Origin of the sequence: Bacillus sp. B2-WWTP-C-10-Post-4 (genome assembly GCF_009183805.1) — a bacterium.
Taxonomy (GTDB): Bacteria; Bacillota; Bacilli; order Bacillales; family Bacillaceae_G; genus Bacillus_A; species Bacillus_A cereus.
Window position 1 is genome coordinate 1 of sequence record NZ_WEII01000162.1, and the last position, 6,541, is coordinate 6,541.

Below are 6,541 nucleotides of genomic sequence, written 5' to 3' on the forward strand. Positions count from 1 at the left end.
ATATTAATTAGGAGAAAACATTTGGTATAATATAAGTGCTTTATTATATGTGTTTTCTTCAAACCGTCTTAGGAGGAAAGCAGTTTTTTATTTTTTCAATAGTACTTCCTAACTATTTCTGTTAATATTTAGTTACCGATATGTGTATCAACCGGCCTGTGCTTCTGTACGGGCTTTTTTGATGCTTTCATGCTTCGTAATACCCAGGAACCTGTCTTAGTATTCGGGAATTCTACTAGATTCCCGAATACTAAGACAAACAAAAGCCTGTCCTATTAACTCTATAAAGACACCATTGCAAATATAATCCCTTATAGCTTCTATAGATTCTCAACTTTTTCATAATATTTATGAGAGTTTTTTTATATTCATATTTCTGTAACATCTTTATATAACGTTTCAATATATTACGTGTTAAACTTAAAACATTCCAAGAAGTCCTTTACTTTTAGAATCGACAATTCTTCAATACCCTTAGTCTTGCCCTGCATCCCCTGCAGGGCTTTTATCATTTAGCTAGAATTGATAAAGCCTTTTGTAGATTTCTTCAACCTTATCTGTACTGTTATTTATATCTCTAGCTCTTAAATTCTTTGTGAGCCACAAGATTTTCTTCCGTTCATATTCATCTCTCTGCTATTTATCCATTGTTTTCCATCAATAATCCGTTTATTGATGCGTTCCATAACTTTATCCTTAGTTAGATTTTCAATAACATTAGAAATTGAAAAAGTGAAACTATCTGTTAAAGGCAATTCGAAAAATATTAAAGTTATGATAGATTCAATGAAATTAGATCCACCTCAATCCCTTTAAAACAAATATAGCCCAAAATTCCTATTTAATTTCTTTAAATTTAAACTATATAGAAATTTATTTAACTTTTAATAATTAAGTCTAGCTATGAGACTATACAAAAAATCGTCAGCGCTTTTAAAAAGCAACTGACGATTTTTTATTCTCTTACATTTTTATTTAAATTGGCATCAACAATAATTCCATTGACATCTATAATAATTATGTATGTTATATATTTCTAAATCTCTTGTTTTAATTAAATAACAGATTCGCTATGCGAACCGAACAAACAATCTCTTATTTCTCCATGATTCTACAAATGCGCTTTAAATTTTATACAACTTGAAACTGATCCACCAATGTCATCTTTATTTGATGAGGCCTTTTCTATTTTTAAATCGTAGTGCTTTTAATATAGTTTCTTTCATGATTTCGTTTCGATTTCTCTTTTGTTTCCGTTGTTCTTGAAATGAAATTGGAAATTAATTATAGTATCCCAAATGGTATACACAAGCTATTTCACACAAATGATTGACCATATTCTTTAAATTGTATTTAATCATTAATTTTTGAATTACCAATAATATTTTTCTGGGTTATTACATTAAAGTTAATATTGTGATATATTTATATTCGGAATAATTATATCTTACATTTAAAGGGAGAATTTTAATGGATAACCTACTATTGAAAAAGGACTTAACAACGGATCAAATGGTTCTTGTTACTTCAGAGTTTGAGAAAAAGAAAAAATCAAAAGGACTTGCTTACCTAATTTGGTTTTTTCTAGGCGGACTTGGTGGTCACCGCTACTACGCACGTGACTTTGGTATGGCAATTGCCATGACACTGACTCTTGGAGGGCTTGGTTTCTGGGCTTTAATCGATGTTTTCTTTATTGGAAGCCGAATTGGTAAGAAAAATGAAATGTTAGAACGTGAAATTATTATGAAAGTTAAAAAGATGACTGCTTCAAAACGTTTATCTTCATAAAAAGCCTCCTTTGGGAGGTTTTTTATACAAACACTTCAATTTATGTTTTCACTAAATACTTTTTCCAATAACAAGTATCCTCCCCCCATAACATGTAGCCATCAATACATCATACACATTTCTAATTCTTGTTTCTCACTGCGTGTAATCATATACAACTTTACGTAACTCGTCCTTACTTCTCTTTTTATGTATTTTTATGTTTTAAGAAAATGACTCCACCAACTAGTAACAACAATGCTCCCACTGTAATAGACTTGAGACTATTATGGAATTGGTACTGCAGATATTTCGATGCAAAATTGCATTTTTAATTTAGATATATTGATGTATACTGAAAATGAACTACTCAACATTTTTATTTTAAGTTAGTATATCAAACCCTAACTACCTAAAAAACTCAAGTAAACGTATCTTATGTCATTTTAAAAAATACAAAAGTACCTTATATAATATAAGGTACTTTTGTATTTTATGTTTTAGAATTCCTCGATTTGAACTGTAAAGTTGAAATATAATACAGATTACGAACCGTTTTATACGTATCTCAGTTAAACTTCAGAATCACATATTGTTTTAACTACTGCTATTCTTCTCTAATTACATCTATAACGTTATCCTTTTTAATTTTCCGAAGCGGAATTAGTACCGATACATAACTAATCAAAAGTGCAGTTATAAATGTGATAAAGCTAGATTGATAAGGTATAATCCATTCAAACGACACCGTATTTGACAGTGCTACATAAAGAATATACGACAGCATACAGCCGAAAAAGATCCCTTGTATGCTTCCAAAGAAACCGTACAGAAGTCCTTCATATATAACCATCTTTTTCAAATCCTTCTGCGACATACCAATCGATTTTAAAGCAGCCAATTCTTTTCTTCTCATAATGATGCTGACTGTAATGGTATTTAAAATATTTACACAACCAATTAGTGTAATAACAGCTATAAATCCGTACCCTAATATTTTTATATAAAGTATATTGTCTGTATGGAAATTACTTTGAACAATATTATTTTGTACATCTATAGATGTATCTCCACCCAGTTTCTTTTGTATATCTAAAATTGTAGCATCAGCCCGAGATTGATTCTCTAAATCAATTTCAAAACCTGTTAATTTTTGTGGAGATGGTGTAATATATTCGGCTATTTGTTCACTAGTAATAAAAGTTATGGTATCCATCACTCTGCTCATATTAAAAATGTCCAATTCTACAATAGCAGCTATTTTTAAAGTTTCTAGTTTTTCTTCATTGTAGGAGATTTCCTCTGTCGATTTTCTTTCCTGCTGACTTGTTATTTGGATTTCATCCCCTACCTGAAAAGTACTTAGAGAACCTATATATTTTTTACTTGTATTCATATCATTTGATGCAGCTTGTTTTACTAAAATAACCTCTTTTTCACGATTTAATTTTGAAATATCAATTCTTCCACTAGTTACATTTTCAGCTAGTTTCTTTAAACTATTCTCATCGTATGCTTTTATTTGTGTTTTCATAATTTCTACAGTTTGATCATTATATTTTACTTTTTGATACAGCGATTCATTTCCTTGTAATTCTTTAATTTGTTTATTTTTTGGTATTTTCGTATAAAAATCATTTGCCTGATATTGCTTGTACAGCTTCTCTACGTTATTAACTTTATAAATATTTCGACTCATATGATCTATGCTAGGCTTGTCTAAATTTGAATTAACCCTAACTGATATGTCCGATTTTAGAGCTTGAATTTCCGGTTGTTTACGCTGAATGACAGTATCTATGAGAAACGTAAACGTGATATACAGTACACTACTTATAATAATAGACAAGATTGTAACTGTATATCTATTCGGATTCCTTTTGATATTTTTTAATGCCATACTTAACGGAAAAGATAGTGGTTTCTTTAATTTTGTTCTCTTTTTTTTCTTTATTTTTTCTTTTTTTATAGCTAATCGGCTACTTACGGCCAATAACGGTGAAATTCTACCTGCAAAAAAAGCAGGAAAATAGCTTGAAATATAAACAGTTATCAATGTAATTAAAGAACATACACATATAATTAACCAATCTAATTTAATTGTATATCCCATAGAGTTTTTAAGTATGTTTATCAGTACTTGATTAAGTAAAAAGACTACTAATATGCTGCACAAAATCCCAAAAAAGATAGCAATAATAGAAAGAAATGTTGCTTCTCTTATCACAATTTTCCTGATTTGTTTTTTTGTAGCTCCTATACTCCTCAATAGGCCAAACTGTTTCATTCGCTCTACTATACTAATTTGAAATGCATTATAAATAATAACAATTGTAGAAATCACAACAATCCCAATACTAATAGCGGCTGCCGCCATTATCTCCAAACTAGGCTTTAAGGCTTTCTTTAATTGGTCATTCACTCTTATATTTTCTTTATTCGTCAATAATTTAAATTGATTTTCAACTTCATCAAAGTTTGCGTACTTATGTAATTCAATCAATACGCTACCTTCTCCAACTTTAAACTTATTTTTATATGTCAATAATTGACCGGGTTTATTTTCCTGATTACTACTAGACTTATTTAACAAACCAACAAGTTTATATTTTTTTTCATGAATAGTAAACATACCGCCTAATTTAAGATTAGGCCCGAAGTAAGGCAGCATCCATTTTTCTAAAACAGCCTCGTTTTCATTTGAAGGTAGCTTACCTTCTACAGGAATACTAGACTTTAACAGCTTCAATGCTTGATGATCTGCATACATATAAGAGACAGCTATCTCATCAAATTGGATCACCTCTCCTGGAGTTATGATGCCATAAGAAGATATATTCGGATTACTTTTTACCATATTGAAAAGCTTTTGATTATAACTTTCAACTGAAATATTTGCAGAACCCATAGAACCTTTTTTAGCATTTTCAATTCCCGAAGTGTATCCACTATTTAAAAAAAGTCCAATCGTTGTTATTAGCGCCAACGCTAGAATAATACCTGTTAATGTTAGCAAAGTACGTTTTATATTACTTCTGAGATATTTTTGACTTAACTGTTTGTAACTATGAATCAATACTCCTCCCCTCCACATTTTTCTTGCTTTTGCACTAATTGTTTATCTGAAATAATCATGCCATCTGTAATGGTTATAATTCGATCAGAGTTTGATGCGATAGCAGGATCATGAGTAATTAAAATCACCGTCTGATTATATTTTTTAGCCGTTACTTTTAATAAATTCAGAACTTCTTTTGTATTTTTTGTATCTAGATTTCCGGTTGGTTCATCCGCTAAGATAATATCGGGTTTATTTATAAGAGATCTACCAATAGATACCCTTTGTTGTTGACCACCCGATAATTCAGAAGGCAAATGATCTCGTCTTTCATTTAACCCTAGAGTTCTTATAATTTCATCCAGGTAATGATCATCTACCTGTTCTTCATCCAATAGAGCTGGCAAAGCAATATTTTCTTGTACATTCAAGACAGGAATTAAATTAAAAAACTGAAATATAAAGCCAACTTTTCTTCGGCGAAAAATAGAGAGTTCATTATCTTTATAATTGTAGATATTTTCATCACCTATAAACACATTTCCCGAACTCGGACGATCCAGCCCTCCTAAAATATGCAATAAGGTACTTTTACCAGAACCTGATGCTCCAACTATGGTTACGAATTCTCCTCTATGAATGGAAAGATTAATTCCTTTTAACGCCTGTACTTGTGTTTCTCCCTCTCCATATGTTTTTACTACATTTTCTAATCTAACAACCTCCATACAACTCATCCTTTTCACAGATTAATTTTGAATCTCTACAAAATAGATTTTATCCTTATCGTACTCACCATTCTCGTCTTTCACTGCATACACTTTCGAAACGTATTCGACCACCTTTTTTACCTTGTTTTTATTTTTATAATCAAAATTTTCTTTTGCAAACTGAATTAACGAAAGGCTTACTTCTTTTTCTTTTAATTGTTTATATGTTTCCTCATTAACAATTACTATCGGTGATGAAAAATAGCCAATCCAATTATTTTGTTCAATATGTTGAACAGGTATCATTTGTCCATTTAAATTTAAATTTCCATCCTTAACTTCCCCATCTTCCGCATTTTTTCTATAAAAGATGTTTTTTTCCCTCGCTAATTCTTTTATTTCTTTTACCGAGGCTGAAGTCATTGAACTATCTTCTTTAGATAAGGGTGTTCTTATAATTCCTTTTTTTAAGAATTTTTCAGCTGTAGATTTTGTAATAACCGCATATTGTTTCTTTGTAACAGATGGTTTATTAAGTTCCTTGTCTATCTCTTCTTCAGTCATATTTCCTCCTTTTTCTTTCCATTCTTTCTTAATTTCTTCTTTCTGTTCGGTAGTGAATTCTTGTTTTATTATTTCTGTGACCAATTTATAACTATAATCTGTTGTTCGTACGTTTTGATCTTTATACAGATTTTTGACAGCTGATATATTTTCTTTCGTTCCAGATACCATGATACCGTTTACTGGTTGTGAGGGACCATTTATATACCGATTTACAGCAAACCCTATACCTATAAAAATTGCTGTTACTGCTAGAAATCCTATTATCTTTTTCATTTTCTTCCTCCTCATATACTCTGTTTAATCTGGGATTAGAACAGTAGGTTTTTTCTTTATATAAACAGGCGCTAAAATGCTACAAGTCTTAATAAAGAATGATTACTTTCAGTATAGACGTCTTTAATTGTTAATTGAATAACTCTTGTCTTACTATATATAC

General features: G+C 30.3%; 4 protein-coding genes and 1 pseudogene. 1 reads left to right on the forward strand and 4 read right to left on the reverse strand.

Annotation, left to right across the window (positions count from 1 at the left end):
* Positions 1–1,098: 1,098 nt before the first annotated feature.
* Positions 1,099–1,358 (reverse strand): annotated as a pseudogene (locus GBN78_RS30780) (IS3 family transposase); the annotation flags it as partial.
* A 112-nt stretch (positions 1,359–1,470) separates the two neighbouring features.
* Here GBN78_RS30780 and GBN78_RS27750 point away from each other — a divergent pair.
* Entirely contained in the window at positions 1,471–1,791 is a 321-nt protein-coding gene (locus GBN78_RS27750) for a TM2 domain-containing protein (protein WP_000369371.1), read from the forward strand.
* Positions 1,792–2,377: 586 nt separating this feature from the next.
* Here the strand turns inward: GBN78_RS27750 and GBN78_RS27755 are convergent.
* Genes GBN78_RS27755 through GBN78_RS27765 form a run of 3 tightly spaced genes read right to left on the reverse strand, consistent with a single transcriptional unit; the run spans position 2,378 to position 6,378 of the window.
* Positions 2,378–4,846 (reverse strand): ABC transporter permease, encoded by a 2,469-nt coding sequence (locus GBN78_RS27755; RefSeq protein ID WP_152127929.1) that lies wholly within the window; start codon positions 4,844–4,846, stop codon positions 2,378–2,380.
* Positions 4,843–5,556 carry an ABC transporter ATP-binding protein gene (locus tag GBN78_RS27760; protein WP_076775606.1) on the reverse strand — a complete coding sequence of 238 codons (714 nt, stop codon included), beginning with the start codon at positions 5,554–5,556 and terminating at the stop codon, positions 4,843–4,845. The genes GBN78_RS27755 and GBN78_RS27760 overlap by 4 nt, the downstream gene beginning before the upstream one ends.
* Before the next feature lie 21 nt (positions 5,557–5,577).
* Entirely contained in the window at positions 5,578–6,378 is an 801-nt protein-coding gene (locus tag GBN78_RS27765) for a lipoprotein BA_5634 family protein (RefSeq protein ID WP_076775604.1), read from the reverse strand.
* Positions 6,379–6,541 lie beyond the last annotated feature (163 nt).

What these genes read in the sequence shown, in the direction of transcription:
- GBN78_RS27750 (WP_000369371.1), top strand. Translation starts at nt 1,471, where the DNA reads ATGGATAACCTACTATTGAAAAAGGACTTAACAACGGATCAAATGGTT.
- GBN78_RS27765 (WP_076775604.1), bottom strand. Translation starts at nt 6,378, where the DNA reads ATGAAAAAGATAATAGGATTTCTAGCAGTAACAGCAATTTTTATAGGT.
- GBN78_RS27760 (WP_076775606.1), bottom strand. Translation starts at nt 5,556, where the DNA reads ATGGAGGTTGTTAGATTAGAAAATGTAGTAAAAACATATGGAGAGGGA.